Below are 14,799 nucleotides of genomic sequence, written 5' to 3' on the forward strand. Positions count from 1 at the left end.
GATTTCTCCTCCGTCGAAATGACAAACTATGTGGGTATAAAACAAAAAACCGAAGCGTTTGCTTCGGTTTTTTTATTGGAATTTGGTCCCGATAGCTATCGGGATGAAATTTAATCAATCCATTTATAATATCTCGCCCCAATCAAAACTGGGATTTCTTTTTCGATTCTATCTAAAACCCATTCGTTTTTAGGAGTTCTTACGCTTTGTTTTTGTTCTTTTTTATGAAGACTTTCGTAAGTGCTGAAATCAATTTCTACGCTTTCGGCTAAATTTTCAAAAAGTTTCACGTTTTCTAAAGCCGATTTCCATTCTGGCTGAATCGTTCCTTCAAAAACTTTCGATTTTGATCCGCTTCCATAAGCTAAGAAACCAAATTTAGTTCCAGCTACTTCTTTATTCGTATCATAAAAATGAGCAAGAGTAGATAATAATCCCATGAAAATAGAACCCGTATAAAGATTTCCAATTAAAGAAGAAGCCAATTCAGCTGGCTGTAATTTCTCGGTTACAAAACTTCTGTAATCATCAGATTTTGCCACTTCCTTAATTTTTGTCTGATAATCTGCGGGAGCAATGTCATCGGTAATAATTTTTTTGGCACTGTCTAAAGCGTATATTTCAGATAACATTCTTCTTCCTTGAAAAGAATATGGCAAGTGCATTACAATACTGTGCCAAGTGTTATATAAAGTTTCGGTAGTGTTTTTTAATTTTTTGAATGAAAAATATGCATTGCGCGTACGATCCATGTAACATTGATTCGAATATTGTCCGTCAAAAACAGGCTGATCTTTATGGATTTCTATTTCAGCTTCTAAATTATCAAACCAAGAATCGTTGTTTGCGTTTTTAGTAATTTCTTCTTTAGAAATCGTTCTGTATGGTTTAAAGAAATCAAAAACACCTTTTGTACTTGTTGCCCAATTGTCATCAAAAGCAATAATTTTTGGGTTTGCAGCAATTAACATGGCAACAGCTCCGGCTCCTTGCGTGTACTCTCCGCCAGAGTTTAAATCGTATTTTGCAAAATCAGAAGTAACTACAATTGCTTTTTTAGTCGGATTCAGTTTTACAAAATCTAGACAGTTTTGCATGGCATCAACTCCACCAATACAGGCAAAAGTGAAATCTACAACATCACATTCAGCTAGAGAATCTTCTCCAAATTTTTGCTCCATTAAACTAATTAAATAAGAAGCGATAGGTTTTGAGCTGTCAACACCGCTTTCGGTACCAACATAGATTCGGCTTATTTCTTTTAAATCAATTTTATTATCAATGATAAGCTTGGTTAAAGCATTTGCTCCAAAAACAACCGCGTCCTGATGAACGTCTGGAAAAGTCATTTTTAGTAATCCAAGACCTTTTTCTAATTTTTCTGGTTCAATATTTCTGGCGATCGCCAAAGTTTTTATGGGTAAATGTATGTTTGCTACATCGAAGGATATAGCATCAATTCCTGTTTTCATTCTTAATTTTTTGAGCCGCTAAAGGTAAAACTATGTTGCGGAATGACAATTTTTTACTTAGATAAAATTTCTGCCGAAGAGCACTTTTGAAGAAAATAAATCAAAAGTTTGAATAAAATAACAATATGATAAATTTTTGGTAATCTACTTAGAATTAAATTTCCCAGCTATGGCTTAAAAAGCAGTATTTTGAAATTTACATAGTGAATTATTTTTTAGTAGCTTTATTATTGTACGTAAAAATACGTAGAATTGAGCTATTTTAAAATCATTATAAATAAGAGCGAAATGGTTGTAGTTCTTTTGTAATTGAATTATTTTTGTGTAATTTTTTAAAACAAACTACTTAACACTTATGGCACAATCTGCACTATTGAATGCTTCCATCTTAAAGAAAGTAGCTATGGCTCTTTCGGGAATATTCTTAATCACGTTTTTAGCGCTGCATGTTTCCTTAAATTTTATTTCTATTATTAGTGAAGACGTTTTCAATGAAGCTTCTCACTTTATGGGATACAATCCGCTGATTCAGTACGTAATGCAGCCAATTTTGGCAATTGGAGTAATTTTCCACTTCGTAATGGGATTTATTCTTACTGCTCAAAACAGCGCAGCACGACCAATCGCTTACGCTAAATACAACGGAGCTGCGAATGCTTCTTGGAGTTCTAGAAATATGATTATTTCTGGATTGGTTATTTTAGCTTTCTTAGGATTGCACTTTTATGATTTCTGGTTTCCTGAAGTTACCTACAAGTATATTGCGGGTACAGCGCCAGATGCTACAAGGTATTATGGTGAGTTGGTTCACAAATTTCACGACCCAATCCGTACAGCATTGTACTGTGTGTCTTTTATCCTTTTAGGATTCCATTTATGGCACGGGTTTGCATCTTCTCTTCAATCTGTAGGGATGCACAACAAATACTCAAGATTTTTATCAAAAGTAGGTTACTGGTTCGCAGTTGTAGTTCCAGCGCTTTTTGTAATTATCGCTTTATTTCATCATTTCAATAATTAATATCAATTATAATGGCATTAGATTCAAAAATTCCAAATGGTCCTATAGCGGACAAATGGACAAATTATAAAGATCATATTAATTTAGTAAACCCTGCTAACAAACGTAATTTAGATATTATCGTAGTTGGTACAGGTTTGGCTGGAGGTTCGGCTGCGGCTACTTTGGCTGAGTTAGGATATAACGTAAAAGCATTCTGTTTCCAAGATTCTCCACGTCGTGCGCACTCTATTGCGGCGCAAGGAGGTATCAACGCAGCAAAAAACTATAAAGGTGACGGTGACTCTATTTACAGATTGTTTTACGATACTGTAAAAGGTGGAGATTACCGTGCTCGTGAGGCAAACGTTTATCGTTTAGCTGAGGTTTCAGGTAATATTATTGACCAATGTGTGGCTCAAGGGGTGCCGTTGGCTCGTGAATATGGCGGACTTCTTGATAACCGTTCTTTTGGAGGAACTTTGGTTTCTCGTACATTTTACGCACAAGGACAAACTGGACAGCAATTATTGTTAGGAGCTTATTCTGCAATGAACCGTCAGATTGGTCGTGGAAAAATTAAAATGTACAACCGTCACGAAATGCTTGACATTGTAATCGTGAACGGAAAAGCGAGAGGTATTATCGCTCGTGACTTGATTACAGGAAAAATAGAAAGACATTCTGCTCACGCAGTAGTAATTGGTTCTGGAGGATACGGAAACGTATTTTTCCTTTCAACAAATGCTATGGGAAGTAACGCAACAGCAGCTTGGAAAATTCATAAAAAAGGAGCGTTTTTCGCAAATCCTTGCTACACGCAAATTCACCCAACATGTATTCCAGTTTCAGGAGATCACCAGTCTAAATTGACTTTGATGTCTGAATCTTTACGTAATGACGGTCGTATTTGGGTACCTAAAAACCTTGAAGATGCAAAAGCAATCCGTGAAGGAAAGAAAAAAGCAACTGATTTATCTGAAGACCAAAGAGATTATTTCTTAGAAAGAAGATATCCTGCGTTTGGTAACTTAGTGCCTCGTGATGTTGCGTCTCGTGCAGCTAAAGAAAGATGTGATGCTGGTTTTGGAGTTAACAAAACTGGAGAAGCAGTTTACTTGGATTTCGCAGCAGCAATCAAACGTTACGGAACTGAAGATGCTTATGTAAAAGGTTTAGATGATAAAGATGCTGCTTTGGTAACTAAATTAGGAGCTGCTATCGTGAAAAGTAAGTACGGAAACTTATTCCAGATGTATTACAAAATCGTTGACGAAGATCCTTATACTACACCAATGATGATTTACCCAGCGGTTCACTACACAATGGGTGGAACTTGGGTTGATTATAACTTAATGACTACAATTCCTGGATGTTTCTCAATTGGAGAATCTAACTTCTCTGACCACGGAGCAAACAGACTTGGAGCTTCTGCTTTAATGCAAGGTTTGGCTGATGGATATTTCGTATTGCCATACACTATCGGAGATTATTTAGCTCCAGATATTAAAATGGGAGAAATTTCTACAGACTTGCCAGAATTCGTTGAAGCTGAAAAAGCAGTTGTAGATCAAATCAATAAGTTTATCAATAATAACGGTAAACATTCTGTAGATTATTTCCATAAAAAACTTGGAAAAATTATGTGGAATAAAGTAGGTATGGCTCGTAATGCTAAAGGATTAACTGAAGCTATCGAAGAAATTGCTGCTTTACGTGAAGAGTTTTATAAAGATGTAAAAGTTCCTGGAGGTGCTTACGAATTTAATCAAGAATTAGAAAAAGCAACTCGTGTTGCCGATTTCTTAGAATTAGGAGAATTGTTCGCGAAAGATGCTTTACACCGTAACGAATCTTGTGGAGGTCACTTCCGTGAAGAATACCAAACAGAAGAAGGAGAAGCACTTCGTGATGACGAAAACTTTGCATACGTTGCAGCTTGGGAATACAAAGGAAAACCAAGTGACGCGGTATTACATAAAGAACCTCTTAATTACGAAAACATTAAATTAGTTCAAAGAAGTTATAAATAAGAATTTGGTCGAAAGCCCAAAGTCTTAAAGTCAAAAGGCAAAATGTGCCAAGCGACTTTCGACTTTCGACTTTATGACTTTCAAACGAAAAAGGTATGAAACTTACATTAAAAATATGGCGTCAAAAAAACGCTCAAGATAAAGGAGGGATTGTAGAATATCCTATCGATGGAATCGAGCCGGACATGTCTTTCCTTGAAATGTTAGACGTTCTTAACGAAGGTTTAATCAACAAAGGAGAAGAACCAGTTGCATTTGACCACGATTGTCGTGAGGGAATCTGCGGAATGTGTTCTTTATTCATCAATGGAGAAGCACACGGACCAGACAGAGGAGTTACAACTTGTCAGTTGCACATGCGTATGTTTAAAGATGGTGATACGATTTTTATCGAGCCATTTAGAGCAAAAGCTTTCCCAGTAATTAAAGATTTAGTGGTTGACAGAAGTTCTTTTGACAGAATTCAACACGCAGGAGGGTTTATCTCTGTAAATACTTCAGGAAATACAATCGACGCGAATACTATTCCAGTTCCAAAAGACGATGCAGATAAATCATTTGATGCTGCTGCTTGTATTGGTTGTGGAGCTTGTGTTGCAACTTGTAAAAACTCTTCAGCAATGTTATTCGTTTCTGCAAAAGTTTCTCAATATGCATTATTGCCACAAGGTAAAGTTGAAGCAACGGATCGTGTTTTACACATGGTTCACCAAATGGATTTAGAAGGTTTCGGTAACTGTACTAATACAGGAGCTTGCGAAATCGAATGTCCAAAAGGAATTTCGCTTGAAAATATCGCACGTATGAACCGTGAGTATTTAGCAGCAAGCTTAAAAGGATAATACACAATTTAGTATATTTTAGAAAAACGCTTCCGTTACGACGGAAGCGTTTTTTGTTTTCTGAAACAGCGTAATTTATTTGTAAATCCGTTCAAATCTGTAAAAGGCTTCAATTTATCTTAAAAAAGAGCTTAAAACAGGTGATTTTAAGTTTTTGATGCAAACGGGTTCTGTTTTGTTTTAAAGTGATCTAATGCGCTAATTTGATTTTTTGTTTCGATGAATTGTTTCCTGAAATGTTTATTTTTGTAATTAGAAAAAAAATAATAGGCATGAGCACGGAAAATGAAGTTTTAAATTACAGTAAGGAAGAACGTAAAAATCATATTTTAAAAGAGATTAACCTGCACACTCGTGTAAGTTTTGAAACTCTTTCGGCTAAACTTGGTGTTTCTGAAGATACTGTTCGACGAGATATTAACGAGCTTGATGCCGATTCACTTTTAATCAAAGTAAAAGGTGGTGCGATGACCAAAGGATATCACTATTCGTCATCGAACCAAACTTATGCAGTAGAAGCAAAACAAGTTATTGCACAAAAAGCAGTAGATCTTCTCCATGACGGAATGGTTTTAATTGTGGATGGCGGAACAACCATTCGCGAATTTATCCGATTAATTCCAAACGATCTTAATTTGACTGTTTTTACTATTACTGCGTTAACGGCTGTGCAGCTTTTAGATAAACCAAATATTAAAACCATAATGATTGGCGGAAGCATTTCTTCGTATAGTCAGATGTGTGTGAGCGGAGAGGCTTTTCATCAATTGGCTAATATAAAAGCAGATCTTCTGGTTCTTGGAACAAATGCTTTAGACATAGATGGTGGTTATTCTGATTCTGATTGGGAAACTGTTCAGGTTAAGAAAGCAATGATTCAGGCTTCTAAAAAAACAGCGGTTTTAACCATTACAGAAAAGCTAAATACAGTTCTTAAAATGAAAATAGCTAGTTTGTCTGAGATAAATTATGTTATAACTGAAGAAGAGCCAACTCATGCAAAACTAAAATTATACAAAGAGAATTTTCCTGACTTGACTGTGATTTAATTTCAAAACCTGTTTTTTCTATTTATCCATAAAACAAGATGAAAATTGCTTTAATCCAAACCGATCTTTTTTGGCAAGATGCCAGTAAAAACCGAGAAAATTTCGATTCAAAAATTAATGAAATCGATTCGGAAGTAAATTTGATTGTGCTTCCAGAAATGTTTTCAACCGGATTTACAATGAATGCTTCTGAAGTTGCCGAAACGATGCAAGGAGAAACGATTGGATGGATGAAGTTTAAGGCAAAGCAAAAAAATACAGCAATTACAGGAAGTGTAGTTATTGCGGAAAATGGAAAATATTATAATCGTATGATTTTTGTTTTTCCGTCGGGCGAAATACAATATTACGATAAACGTCATTCCTTTTCTCTGGCAGGTGAGGACAAAGTGTATACACGCGGAAATCAAAAAGTTATTGTAGACTATCTGGATTGGAAAATATGCCTACAGGTTTGTTACGATTTGAGATTTCCGGTTTTTGTGCGCAATACGGAAAATTACGATCTGATTTTGTATGTCGCCAATTGGCCCAAAGTGCGTACCAATGCTTGGGATGCTTTGCTAAAAGCGCGTGCTATTGAAAATCTTTCGTACGTAATTGGGGTAAATAGAATAGGGAAAGATGCTCATCATTTTGAACATATTGGCCATTCGCAAGCGATAGATTTCTTGGGAAATTATATTTTAGAACCGCAAGAAAAAAATGGTGTCTTTGTCGTAGAATTAGACAAAAACACCATGTATGAAACGCGTAAAAAATTAGATTTTCTAAGCGATAAAGATCAGTTCGAAATCAAGCTTTAGAACGCTTTCCGTTTCTTTTCTGCTTCTTTTTTCTTTTTATCGTCTTGTTTTTTCTCGACTTCTGGATTAAACGGAATGCTTAAGTCGATGGTTTCGTTCCTGTCCCAATTGGCACGGACATCAAATTCCTCCTGATTGTAAAAAACTTCTTCGGCATATCTCTTTTCTAAGAAGTTTCCAGTGTCGTACACTTTATTTTTATTGTCATCATAAATAATACGAACCGTAAACATATCAGGCTGCAACAAATTGAATTCTAAAGTAGTTGCGCCTTCAGAATATCCTTCGGCTAAAACAACATCTCCTTTTTTATTGGTCAATTCGACAATTATAGGGAAACGTTTTACATTTTTCAGATTTAAAATGATGTTTCCGTAATCGGCATATTCTTTAGTGCTGAGTTTGTACGATAAAGTATCGTTTGTTTTTTCGTAAAAATCGGTCAAAGCGCCTGGCAAGAACGTAAAACTGTATTTATCAAGAGGTTCTTTTTTGAAATCAAAATAAAGCTTTTGGTCAAATTCATCGTATTCTGTCGTGTAAGGAACTGCAACAGAATCTTTGTTAACCAATTTGATTTTAGATTTATCAAATTTTACCAATGGAGTTTCAGTTTCCAATGTAAAACGGTCTCTAAAATTAAGCTGACCATTTTGCACTGCTTTAATATTTAAAGTGTCTTTTTTTAAGGCTTTAATTTTAAAAGAGAATCTCTTTTTGTAATCTCCTTTCTCAACTTCCATTGATAGCGAATCTGCTTTTACAGGTTTGTACCAAACTTGCAACGAATCCTTTTTAGGGAATTGGGTTACTATAGTTTCCAGAACTTCATTGCCATTTTTTAAGGTAATTTTTGGTTGTGATTTCTTAAAATCCTGTTTTCCTTCATACGGAAGATACAAGCGGTTTCCAGAAGCCTGAATAGGTTTGAATGCTTTTAGCGGAAGCGTTTCTTTAAATAATTCTAATTCGTAAACAGTATCTGAAGGAACTGTGATGTAATTTTTCAGAAAACCAATTTTATCGTCTTTTGGGTTAAATTTATTGTTAGATCCTTTGTCTTTTAAAGCAACCAAAAGATATTTCCCTTCCTTTAAATTTTCAAACTGAAAAGTTCGCATACTATCTAAAGTATTGGTAATATAGCGTGGAAAATCTTTGTAAATGGTAGAATCTTTGAATTTATCATTTACTTCGTATAGCATTACAGAAACAAAATTGTCAACATATTTTCCGTAAGAATCTTTAATTCTTCCATTCAATTTCAGCGAATCAATATGCGATCCTGTTGAAAAAATATATTTGAACTGATTTAGGGCATTTCCTTCATTGTTATCCTGAATAGCTTGCCCAAAATTTAAACTGTAAGTTGTGTTTGGCAACAAAGTATCTCGAAGTTCAATCTTGATAAATTTGCTGACACTCATAGGCGTAATTAATGGCTCATTTTTTAAAGGCGGAGAAATAATCAGCTGCTTATTGGTGTTTTTAAGTTTGACATATTCGTCAAAATTTAAAGTGATTGTACTTCCTTTAAAATTGGTGCTGAAATTTTTTGGAAAGCTAGATGTTAAAACAGGAGGTAACGTATCTTTTAAACCGCCGGTAATACTGCCTCTTTTTGCGCAGCTTATCATTGATATTAAAACTATAAATGCAATATATTTTAGAGTGTTTTTCAACATAACGGTTTTTCAATTTGATTGCACAAAATAACGATTATATTTGCTTTAATCGAAATTTTTTAGCCATTTATTAGGATTTGGCACTTTTGCGGATCTTCTAAAATTTTGGTGTTTCAAACATTTTAAAATGATATAATTTCTTACTTTTGGGGTAAAATATAATTTTCTAAGTTTTGTTCAAGCGAATTTTTCCAGTTTTGTTTCTCTTTTTAATGTTATCATGCACTAAAAATGAAAAACCTGTAATCTCTTTTTATTACTGGAAAACGTTGTTCAAATTTTCAAAAACAGAAAAAGAAGTTTTGAATGAGAATGGTGTTCAAAAGCTGTATGTAAGGTATTTTGATATTGGACTTCATCCTGAATCAAATTTACCCATTCCCATAAGTCCTATTCGATTTGAAGAAGACCCAAAAAACTATACAATTGTTCCTGTAGTTTTCATTCAAAACAAAGTGATGCTGCAACCCAATCTTGATGTGGAGAATCTAGCTCAGAAAACTTTTGATTTTATAGAACAGATTAATTCTAAAAACGAAATTACGTGTCAGGAAATTCAAATTGACTGCGATTGGACTTTAAAAAGCAAAGACAATTATTTAAAATTTATTGAGGTTTTTAAAAAACTTTCGAAAAAGAAACTTTCAGCTACTATTCGATTGCATCAGGTGAAATACTTTAAAAAGACAAAAATCCCAAATGTCGATTCTGGAGTTTTGATGTATTATAATATGGGATCGATTGCACCCGATTCTCTAAATTCTATTTACGATCAGAAAGTGGCAGAGCGATATCTTAAAAGTTTAAAAAGATATCCGCTGCATCTCGATTTTGCTTTTCCAATTTATTCTTGGGGAATTCATATTAGAAATAATAAAGTGATTGGACTGAGTTCTAAAATGAGCAGTGCATCATTAGAAAAAGATTCCAACTTTGAAAAAACAAGTCCGATTTTTTTTAGGGTAAAACATTCCAATTATAAAAATGGTGTTTTTTATGAAGAAAATGATCTTTTGAAAATAGAAGAAATAAAACCAGAGGATTTAAAAGAAATGGCAGAAGATTTGCAAGATCATCTTGTCGAAAAGCCAAACGAAATTATATTTTACGATTTAGACGAATTCAATTTAAACAATTATGAAAAGAATATTTTTAAGCAAGTTATTTCTTGTTTCTAGTGCCGTTTTGCTTTCTGCATTCGGAATTGCATACGCTTGCGCAGATGGAGATTGGGATTCTTATGGTTCTTATAATTCAAATTTCACTCCAGAAACTTTTGCTGACAAATCGTATTCGCCTTTGTTTCTATCGGGAGGAATATTTTACGGAATTGGTTTTGATACCCAACACAATTCTCGTTTTAATAAAAATATAAAATCAGATTGGGCAGATTATTTAAAAGGAAAAGTCGATACAACAACAGTCAATTATTTTTTGATTGGTGATGAAAAACCTAGATATTATTCTGATGACAAAAATATCATCAAAAATAAAGAAGAAATTGAAGGTTTGCATGTTTATTATAAAACGAAAAAAGAAAATAAAAGCACTCAAAAATGGGGGAAAAAGCTGAATCTGAAAGATGAGAAAGTAAAAAACTTTGTAGAATTTCTGTATTTGGCTCAAAAAATAGAAACGGTTTCAATTGGTGATGATTATTGGAGTTATGATCCTGTCGTGGCAAAAACTTTCAATGATGCCAAAATGATTCAGTCCATAGAAAATGTGTACAATACTTTGTCTGATCCGTTTTTGAAAAACAGATATTGGTTCCTGACGATGAAAGCACGTTTTTATAGCAATGACAAGCAAAAAGCAATTGACTTTTTTAATAAAACCGAAAGTTCTGTTGCAAAGAACACTCTGTATTATCGTGCTTTGGCGTATGTTGCTGGAATTAATTATAAACAGAAAAAATATGCGACTTCTAACTATTTGTATGCGCAAGTTTTTGATAAATGTCCAGAATTAAGAGTGGTTACAGCTTATAGCTTTAAGCCAAAAAATGAGTCAGATTGGACTAAAGCTTTGGCAATGGCAAAAAATAACAAAGAAAAAGCGGCGCTTTGGGCGATTCACGGATATTATAAAGACGAAAAACAGGCGATTGAAAAAATTTACGAATTAGATCCAAAAAGCGAACATCTGAATTATTTAGGAACAAGATTGGTTAATTCGCTAGAACAAAAAATAAATAATTCGTTTCAGGTAGACGGGCAAGGAGAAAATCAGAAACCAAAACCGCAGACTGTTGCCGAAAATAAAGCAGAAAATAAAGCAAAAGTAGACAATAGCGCTGTTGATTTGATAGCGAAAATTTCTGCTGCAGGAAATACAGAAAAGCCATATTTATGGGATATTGCAATTGGATATCTTCAGACGCTAAAAGGAGATTATGCAAATGCGGATAAAAATTACAGCAAAGCTGAAAAAACACTTCCGAAAACAGAATTGGCAGGAATGCAACTTCGCTTATTGCGCTTTGTAAATAATTTAAGCAAGATCGATAAGCTAACAGATAAAAATGAGAAAACCATTCTAGCTGATTTGAATTGGTTGTACACTGAACTTCCTAAAAATTATAAAGGAGACACATTTCGTTACCAGAATGCTTCTTCATGGAGCAGAAGTTATTTGTCAAATCTTTATAAAGAAAAAGGAGATCAGGTTATGGCCGAGATTTATGGAGAATCACGCTATAGTTATTGGAACGACGGAAATGCTTATTATGACAATGAAAAAAATCTGCTTGCAATAAAAGGCTTTTTAGAAAAGTCTAATAAATCTGAAATTGAGAAAATTGGTGCAGGAATTTATAGTTTAAAATTGAAAGACATTAATAACTTTCAGGCGGTTCAGGCAACTTTCAAAAACAAAATTCCAGAAGCGATTGAATTCATGAAGCAAACAGATTCAGTTCAATATTATAAATTCTTAGGAAATCCGTTTAACGGAAATATTAAAGATTGTCACGATTGCGAACATGCAGCGTATCAAAAGAGAAAATATACTTTCATGGATTTCTTAACTACTATAAAAGAAATGCAGGATAAATTGGCTCAAAAAGAAGATGTTTACACAAACAGTCTTTTGTTAGGAAATGCTTTTTATAATATTTCTCATTTTGGAAACGGAAGAACTTTTTACGAAATGAGTATTGTGGGTTACGGATCGAGTCCATATTCATTTAGAGATTCGATGAAAGAAATGATTACAAACAATTCAGTTTCTAAAATGTATTACCAAAAAGCTTTTGAAGCTGCATCAAACAAAGAACAAAAAGCAAAATGTTTGTATTTGATTTCGAAATGTGAAAGAAATGACTATTACAATAAAAAATACAATAACATAAACAGCTATTGGGAAATTCAAGATGATAAAGTTAATTTTATTGCTTGGAATTCATTCAAAGCTTTAAGAAAAGACTATTCTGACACAAAATATTATCAGGATGTTATTGCAGAATGTGGTTATTTTAGAACATACACGAACCAATAAATTTGAAACAATGGTAAACAAAATAGAACATATCGGAATTGCAGTAAAAAATATGGATGATGCCAATATTTTGTTCGAAAAAATGCTTGGTGTTCCGTCTTATAAAATGGAAGCTGTAGAAAGCGAAGGGGTATTAACTTCTTTCTTTCAGACCGGAAATAATAAAATTGAACTTTTGGTGGCAACAAATCCAGAAAGTCCGATTGCAAAGTTTTTAGAAAAAAAAGGAGAAGGTATTCATCACATTGCTTTTGATGTTGATGATATCGAAGCTGAAATTGTACGTTTAAAAAGTGAAGGTTTTGTCTTAATTAATGAAGTTCCGAAGAAGGGAGCCGATAATAAATTGGTCGTTTTTCTGCATCCAAAGAACACAAATGGGGTTTTGGTGGAGCTTTGCCAAGAAATTAAATAAAAAAATGTTATTTTAATTTTTGAATAAGACGTTGAAAATCAATTTCGTTTTTAAAATTCAACGAAAGTTTTAAAATTAAATTAAAATGATGTCTTAAAATATTTGGAGTGAATGAAAAATAGTAGTAATATTGCATCCTCTAAACCGGTCCTATAGCTCAGCTGGTTAGAGCACCTGACTCATAATCAGGTGGTCCCTGGTTCGAGCCCAGGTGGGACCACTCTTTTAGAAACACAAAGCCTTTACAGAAATGTAAAGGCTTTTTTGTTTTTTAACGCTTTGTAAATGTGAAAATTGAAATTTTCCGCATCAAAAATTAAACTTTTCTTTTTCTAAAATCCCTTAACTTTATCCATCCAAAACAAATTTAATCTTCAGATGGATAGATTAACTCCCGAACAGCGGAGTAAAACTATGCAGGCAATAAAAAGCACTGCAACAAAAGGCGAAGTAAGGCTTGCTAAAGCTTTATGGAAATTGGGCTACAGGTATCGAAAAAACAACAAAAAGATATTTGGAAGACCCGATTTTACTTTTGCCAAATATAAAATTGCCATTTTTGTTGACAGCGAATTTTTTCATGGTAAAGATTGGGAAACGCAGCAATTGAGAATTAAATCGAATCGAGAATACTGGATTCCGAAAATTGAAAGAAATATACAGCGGGACAAAGAAGTCAACTCTTTTTTAATTGATAGAAATTGGACCGTTCTTAGGTTTTGGAGTAAGGATATTGAGAAAAACCTAGAAGTTTGTCTCGCGAGAATTGAAGGGACAATAATGCTTTTGAGTATTTAAACTCTTGCTGCTTTTAGTTGTTTGGCTTCTATTTTTTCAATGCATTTGAATATTTCTGAAGCAAGTCTTTCAATAACAGGCATGCTTACCGAATTTCCTGCCTGCTTGTAGAGGCTAGAATTGGAGATTTTTGGCAATTTATAACTGTCTGGAAAACCTTGAAAACGGAAACATTCTCTTGGAGTTAATTTTCTAAAACCGAATTCTGTTGTAATGATCGGAACATTATGCCCGCCAGTGCCCATATTGGCAGTTAAGGTAGGACACACTTCTTTTTTGTTTTCGCGCACATATTGTCTCCTGAACTGATAAATTCTATCTTCTCTTACAACAGCTTCTTTTAGCATGTTGTACATATATTTATCTTCAGTGTAGTAGAATTTCTTATCGACTTTTTCTTTTATGATTAAATCGGTTACCTTTTGGGTTAATTCTTCTTTTTCTGGAAAATTGAATTTAAAACCTTTTTTCACGAAATCTTTGTCAAACGCAACCATAAAAATACGTTCCCGATTGTGCGGAATGTTTCCAAAATTTTTTGTGTTCAGGATTGCGCTGTCAAAAGTATAATTGCGTTTTTTGATTTCGCGCTGAATCACTTTCATGGTATTTCCTTTATCATGTCCTTTTAGGTTTTTGACATTTTCAAGAAATACCACTTTTGGTCTCATTTCATCAATAAAATCTAATATTTTAAAGAAATGATTTCCTCTGCTATCATTAAAGCCTTTTCTATGGCCAGCAAGAGAAAAAGGTTGGCACGGAAATCCTGCTGTAAGAATGTCAATTTTGTTGAGCTCTTTTACATCGAGTTGCATTACATCGCCTTCAATAAGAGTGTGTTCAAAATTGTTCCTATAAGTGATGCAAGCTTTTTTGTCAAATTCATTAGCCCATTCTAGTTTAAATCCGGCATTTTCAAATCCTAAACAAATTCCGCCTACACCTGCATATAAACTTCCGACTGTATATTTGTTTTTCATTTGATTCTTTTGAGGTTGAAATGGATCTGGATTTGAGGTTTTGAATTTTCTTAATTAATGAAATTAAATTTTACAAATATATTAATTCAAGAACATTCTCTTGAATATAATTAGAATTGAATTCAAGCTCTATTTTTGATGTAAATTTTCAATATAGAATTTTTTGCAGATTAAGATGAAAATGAATTTTTTTTCTAAATCAGGAAATTCTTATAAGC

General features: G+C 33.6%; 12 protein-coding genes and 1 tRNA gene. 10 read left to right on the forward strand and 3 right to left on the reverse strand.

What is annotated here, in order from left to right; translation table 11 throughout:
• Positions 1–110: 110 nt before the first annotated feature.
• The gene (locus AAYQ05_RS03250; protein WP_343541107.1) at positions 111–1,472 is read right to left on the reverse strand and encodes a hydroxymethylglutaryl-CoA synthase family protein; all 1,362 of its coding nucleotides are present in this window, start codon (positions 1,470–1,472) and stop codon (positions 111–113) included.
• A gap of 355 nt (positions 1,473–1,827) precedes the next feature.
• On the opposite strand from AAYQ05_RS03250, the gene AAYQ05_RS03255 reads away from it, so the two are divergent.
• From AAYQ05_RS03255 to AAYQ05_RS03275, 5 genes are all read left to right on the forward strand, one after another.
• Positions 1,828–2,493: a succinate dehydrogenase cytochrome b subunit gene (locus tag AAYQ05_RS03255; RefSeq protein WP_111425173.1), complete on the forward strand. Its 666-nt coding sequence runs from the start codon at positions 1,828–1,830 to the stop codon at positions 2,491–2,493.
• A gap of 11 nt (positions 2,494–2,504) precedes the next feature.
• Positions 2,505–4,505, forward strand: a complete 2,001-nt coding sequence (locus tag AAYQ05_RS03260) for a fumarate reductase/succinate dehydrogenase flavoprotein subunit (protein WP_177211806.1) — start codon at positions 2,505–2,507, stop codon at positions 4,503–4,505.
• A gap of 95 nt (positions 4,506–4,600) precedes the next feature.
• On the forward strand, positions 4,601–5,347 hold the full coding sequence (locus tag AAYQ05_RS03265; RefSeq protein ID WP_177211807.1) for a succinate dehydrogenase/fumarate reductase iron-sulfur subunit: 747 nt from the start codon (positions 4,601–4,603) through the stop codon (positions 5,345–5,347).
• Positions 5,348–5,619: 272 nt separating this feature from the next.
• The gene (locus AAYQ05_RS03270; protein WP_281634105.1) at positions 5,620–6,396 is read left to right on the forward strand and encodes a DeoR/GlpR family DNA-binding transcription regulator; all 777 of its coding nucleotides are present in this window, start codon (positions 5,620–5,622) and stop codon (positions 6,394–6,396) included.
• A gap of 38 nt (positions 6,397–6,434) precedes the next feature.
• Positions 6,435–7,202: a nitrilase family protein gene (locus AAYQ05_RS03275; RefSeq protein ID WP_343541110.1), complete on the forward strand. Its 768-nt coding sequence runs from the start codon at positions 6,435–6,437 to the stop codon at positions 7,200–7,202.
• Here the strand turns inward: AAYQ05_RS03275 and AAYQ05_RS03280 are convergent.
• Positions 7,199–8,887, reverse strand: coding sequence for an Ig-like domain-containing domain (locus tag AAYQ05_RS03280; protein WP_343541112.1), 1,689 nt, complete (start codon positions 8,885–8,887; stop codon positions 7,199–7,201). The two genes, AAYQ05_RS03275 and AAYQ05_RS03280, sit on opposite strands and share 4 nt — an antisense overlap.
• Before the next feature lie 212 nt (positions 8,888–9,099).
• Between AAYQ05_RS03280 and AAYQ05_RS03285 the strand changes: the two genes are divergently transcribed.
• The 5 genes from AAYQ05_RS03285 (at position 9,100) to AAYQ05_RS03305 (ending at position 13,598) form a co-directional block, all read left to right on the forward strand.
• Positions 9,100–10,065 (forward strand): hypothetical protein, encoded by a 966-nt coding sequence (locus AAYQ05_RS03285; RefSeq protein WP_343541113.1) that lies wholly within the window; start codon positions 9,100–9,102, stop codon positions 10,063–10,065.
• Positions 10,025–12,385 carry a hypothetical protein gene (locus AAYQ05_RS03290; RefSeq protein ID WP_343541114.1) on the forward strand — a complete coding sequence of 787 codons (2,361 nt, stop codon included), beginning with the start codon at positions 10,025–10,027 and terminating at the stop codon, positions 12,383–12,385. The genes AAYQ05_RS03285 and AAYQ05_RS03290 overlap by 41 nt, the downstream gene beginning before the upstream one ends.
• Before the next feature lie 10 nt (positions 12,386–12,395).
• Positions 12,396–12,800 (forward strand): methylmalonyl-CoA epimerase, encoded by a 405-nt coding sequence (mce, locus tag AAYQ05_RS03295; protein ID WP_343541115.1) that lies wholly within the window; start codon positions 12,396–12,398, stop codon positions 12,798–12,800.
• Positions 12,801–12,946: 146 nt separating this feature from the next.
• Positions 12,947–13,020 (forward strand) — tRNA-Ile (locus tag AAYQ05_RS03300).
• Between the two features lie 158 nt (positions 13,021–13,178).
• Entirely contained in the window at positions 13,179–13,598 is a 420-nt protein-coding gene (locus AAYQ05_RS03305; protein WP_343541116.1) for a very short patch repair endonuclease, read from the forward strand.
• Here the strand turns inward: AAYQ05_RS03305 and dcm are convergent.
• Positions 13,595–14,581, reverse strand: coding sequence for a DNA (cytosine-5-)-methyltransferase (dcm, locus tag AAYQ05_RS03310; protein WP_281634098.1), 987 nt, complete (start codon positions 14,579–14,581; stop codon positions 13,595–13,597). The two genes, AAYQ05_RS03305 and dcm, sit on opposite strands and share 4 nt — an antisense overlap.
• Between the last annotated feature and the right edge of the window lie 218 nt (positions 14,582–14,799).

This window comes from Flavobacterium movens, assembly GCF_039581425.1.
In the GTDB taxonomy this organism is placed as follows: Bacteria; Bacteroidota; Bacteroidia; order Flavobacteriales; family Flavobacteriaceae; genus Flavobacterium; species Flavobacterium luteolum.